This is a genomic window from Pseudopedobacter sp. (assembly GCF_040392825.1).
Classification (GTDB): Bacteria; Bacteroidota; Bacteroidia; order Sphingobacteriales; family Sphingobacteriaceae; genus Pseudopedobacter.
This window is the reverse complement of the sequence record NZ_JBEBVH010000314.1, coordinates 1-4,111: the sequence shown is the minus strand read 5'-3', so window position 1 is coordinate 4,111 and position 4,111 is coordinate 1. Positions and strand designations below refer to the sequence as shown.

The following is a 4,111-nucleotide window of genomic DNA, read 5'->3' as shown; positions in this document are numbered from 1 at the left end:
ATCCCACATGTAGGGTGTATCATTTTTATGATGGGATGCCTGCCTGACCGGCGAGGCAGGCTTCGTTACACTCAGCATGACGAGTTGTGAATGGCTTTTGCGTTAATTAACGCGATACGATTGGGGATGAAGACCAAACAAGCTGACAATAGTTTTAGACAGCTTAAAATGGGGGAACCATTTGAATAAACATTATTTGTTAGTATCACACTATGAATAAAAAGGTATTAGTTTTAGGTTTTACATTGCTTTGCTTTGCTATATCGCTTTGGGCGAAGCCTATACTGGTTGGTTCTAATAAGGAAATTTACCAGAACCTGGGGCAATTGAAACCGGGCGATACGCTCTTTCTAAAAGACGGTATTTATAAAGACTTACAGCTAATAGTTCGCAATTCGGGAACACTGGAAAAGCCTATTGTGATCGCAGCGAAAAACGGTGGAAAGGTTTTCTTTACCGGAGATATTAAGGTAGAGCTAAGAGGCGAACATTTAGTTTTGAAAGATATTTATTTCAAAGATGGAAACCGTGATATTACCAAATGGAGTTCGCATGGGCCGGGCCTGGTTGCTATTTACGGAAGCTATAACCGGGTAACAGGCTGTGTTTTTAATGCTTTTGACCAAGCCAACTCCGCTTATATTACAATCTCCATTCCGGAAAACGGGAAAGTCCCAAAATACTGCCGGATAGACCATTGTGTATTTACAGATAAAATCACTTTCGATCAGGTCATTAATCTTAACAATCGTCCCCGAGCCGATAAAGAAAGCAAGGTTTTAGGTGAAGCCATGTACCATCGTATAGATCATTGCTTTTTTTCAAACCCTCAAAAGCCGGGTAATGCTGGCGGAGGTATCCGAATTGGTTATTACAGGAACGATATTGGCCGCTGTCTGGTAGACTCCAACCTATTTGTAAGACAAGATTCGGAAGCAGAAATCGTAACCAGTAAATCGCAGGAAAATATATATTATGGCAATACTTTTCTGAACTGTCAGGTCACAATAAATTTCAGACATGTCGACAAGCAATTGGCATTAAATAATTTCTTCATCAGTTCTGACGATAAATATGGCTATGGCGGTATGTTTGTGTGGGGCAGTCAGCATATTATAGCCAACAATTATTTCAATCTTAAAAAGACCATTAAGGCAAGAGGCAATGCGGCTTTGTATCTTAACCCCGGTCCAGAGGCATCAGAACATGCGCTGGCTTTCAATTCATTAATCGTTAATAATTTTTTTGATAACAATAGTGGTTACGATATCAATTTCCAGCCCTTGCTGGAGAGGCGCAAAGAGTTTGCAAAAGAAAGCGGACTAGAATTTAAACTGCCTTATAATATATCTGTAAAAGGCAATTTATTTGTTTCCCGAAAACAGGAAAAGCATGAAGTTTTTTTAGGTAGTCTGCACAAGATTTATTTCCAGAACAATTTCAGTTCAGGAATAAGCAGTTCAAATCCAGATTTATTTCAGGAACTCAAGACAGATAAGACCAGTTATCTTCCACAAGATTATGAGGGATATAAACTGACACAGGTAAACAATATAAAAAATATAGAAGGCATAGCTATAGCCATTCAGGAAACTATTAACCAAGGCATTAAAGGCAAACCATTGACGTGGGATAATGTACGTCCATCCTGGTTAGCAGAAATACCTGGCTCTTATGCAAAAAATGGTGTGTTAGACCAGCAAACCAAAGAAAAGTTCCAGCAAGTTATAGCTAGAGAAAAAGAAACTAAAAAATAGATAGACATGATTAAGCGAATTGTTTTATTAAACCTCATGTTAATGGTTTTGCTGCCAGCTGTCCTAAAAGCACAGAAACAGCCATTTGAAACTATTATGAGCCGAGTTTTTGAAGATAATGCTGTTAACAAACCTAAACAGGCAGATGCTCCGTCCATTAAATTATTCGGAAAGTGGAAAGAAGATGGCAGTTGGAGCGATATCAATTATCAGGCAAAAGACATAACCAAGTGGCAGCCATCTGAGCATTTAGACCGGTTAAAGACTATAATTAATGCATATACAGACAAAATCAGCACTTTCTACGGAAATCCGCAAATCTTTGCTAAAATACAGCATGCTTTGGAATACTGGTACAATCAGGATCCTAAAAGTGATAACTGGTGGCATAACGAGATTGATGTACCACAAAAAATAGGCGAGCTTTTAATCTCCTTAAGATACGGTACCCAAAAATTGCCAAAAGCTTTGGAGTCTAAACTGGTAGAGCGTATGAAACGCGGTTCGGCAGAAGCAAAAACCGGAGCCAATAAAACGGATATTGCATTACATTATTTATACAGGGCACTGCTTACAGAGGACAAAGATTTATTGAAGCTTTCGCTGGATCAGCTGTTTGAACCGGTAGCGTTGGTAGATGGTGCAGAAGGCCTTCAGTACGACTATTCTTATTTGCAGCATGGTCCGCAATTATATATTTCCGGTTATGGTGCGGTATATTTAACTGGTATTGTAAAGGTGTCTAAGTATGTGGCAGGTACACCTTTTGCCATGAGCAAAGAAAAGCTGGATCTTTTCTCTGCATTTTACAGAAATGTTTATCTGAAAACATTCCGTTCTAAATACATCGATTTTAATGTTGAGGGCAGGGGAATAAGCAGAAAGGATATTTTAATAAAGAAATCAGAGAAATACAGAATAAACAATGCCAAGCTGATAGATGCTAAAAATGCAGAGGACTGGGAAAATATCCGTTTAAGGGTAGACAGTGCCGAGGCGCCAGATTATAAGGTTACCCCTTATCATCAGCATTTCTGGAAAGCAGATTATACGTTGCATGTGCGTCCGAATTATTCTTTCAACGTCAGAATTGCAAGTAACAGAACCAACAGAAGCGAGGCAGGAAATAAAGAGAATCTTTATGGACGTTACCTGTCTGACGGGGCAACCAATATTCAGGTTAGCGGACCGGAATATTTTAATATTATGCCTATTTGGGAATGGGATAAAATTCCGGGTACAACCAGTGTCGATAATACAGAAGATCTACTGCTGGATAAATTTTGGGGACATCTGGGAGATAATGCTTTTGCAGGCGGTGTTTCTGATAAAGTATATGGAGCCACAGCCTACCAACTGGAATACGATGGCGTTTCCGCTAAGAAATCGTGGTTCTTTTTTGACGATGAGATTGTTTGCCTTGGGGCAGATATTCGTTCTTCGGGAGATAGAAATGTGACTACTGCACTTAATCAGGCCTGGTTAAAAGGTAAAGTTTCTTCTTCTGTTGCAGATGTAAAAGAAGGAGCTTTGGAAAATATGAATTTTACCGCTAATAGCTGGCTGTTTCATGATGGTGTCGCTTATCTGTTCCCTAATGCAGCTAAAGTGAATGTGAGTACGCAGGTACAAACAGGATCATGGTATAAAATCAATAACTCTTTTGGCAAAGAAGAGGTTTCGGGTTCTGTATTTAAATCGTGGTTAGATCATGGCAAGCAACCTCAGGGAGCAGATTATGCTTATATCGTTATCCCAGGCTTGAAAGATGCCGAGACATTGAAAAAATATAATAATCCTATTGAAATTGTAAGGAATGATAAGGATGTACAGGCTGTTTACCATAAAAAATTGAATCTGGTACAGGTAGTATTTTATACTGCGGGCACTGCTACTGTAAATGGTATTGATATTTCTGTTGATAAACCAACGGTATTAATGCTGAAAACTTTGAAAGGCAGCGAAAAAGAAGTACTGGTTGCAGACCCTTTGCAGAAAGAAACTGCTTTAAAGGTAAGCCTAAAAAATACAAAATCGGGAGTGCAGAAAGACTTAAGCATAGCTCTTCCTGTTGGTCCGTATAAAGGCTCTACAAAAACAGAAAAAGTGAGTTTGTAGTTTTTATAATGTGTATGTGGGGCGCATTAGGATGGTATCCTAATGCGCTTTTTTGTTTGTTGAGTATTGGCCCTCATCCGCCGTTTGGACGTCGTTTCTTTCTTTATGTATTGGAGTTTATAAACTCCATTCTATTGATGTATCCGTAGAGACACTACGCTTAACTCTACGGACAGATTGGACAGATTGGGGGGGACTCGAAATCTTTTATAATTCTCTCAACAATTATGATGGCA

Annotated in this window: 3 protein-coding genes; all 3 read left to right on the top strand. The window is 39.1% G+C overall.

Annotated elements, in window-relative coordinates:
• Positions 1-212: 212 nt before the first annotated feature.
• Genes ABWO41_RS16085 through ABWO41_RS16075 form a run of 3 tightly spaced genes read left to right on the top strand, consistent with a single transcriptional unit; the run spans position 213 to position 4,024 of the window.
• The gene (locus ABWO41_RS16085) at positions 213-1,757 is read left to right on the top strand and encodes a chondroitinase-B domain-containing protein (RefSeq protein ID WP_353140227.1); all 1,545 of its coding nucleotides are present in this window, start codon (positions 213-215) and stop codon (positions 1,755-1,757) included.
• 6 nt (positions 1,758-1,763) lie between these two features.
• A complete protein-coding gene (gene cslA, locus ABWO41_RS16080) occupies positions 1,764-3,875 on the top strand; it encodes a chondroitinase-AC (RefSeq protein ID WP_353140225.1) in 2,112 nt (703 codons plus the stop codon).
• Positions 3,876-3,889: 14 nt separating this feature from the next.
• Positions 3,890-4,024: a hypothetical protein gene (locus ABWO41_RS16075; RefSeq protein WP_353140223.1), complete on the top strand. Its 135-nt coding sequence runs from the start codon at positions 3,890-3,892 to the stop codon at positions 4,022-4,024.
• The last annotated feature ends 87 nt before the right edge of the window (positions 4,025-4,111 follow it).

What these genes read in the sequence shown, in the direction of transcription:
- ABWO41_RS16075 (WP_353140223.1), top strand. Translation starts at nt 3,890, where the DNA reads ATGTGGGGCGCATTAGGATGGTATCCTAATGCGCTTTTTTGTTTGTTG.
- cslA (WP_353140225.1), top strand. Translation starts at nt 1,764, where the DNA reads ATGATTAAGCGAATTGTTTTATTAAACCTCATGTTAATGGTTTTGCTG.
- ABWO41_RS16085 (WP_353140227.1), top strand. Translation starts at nt 213, where the DNA reads ATGAATAAAAAGGTATTAGTTTTAGGTTTTACATTGCTTTGCTTTGCT.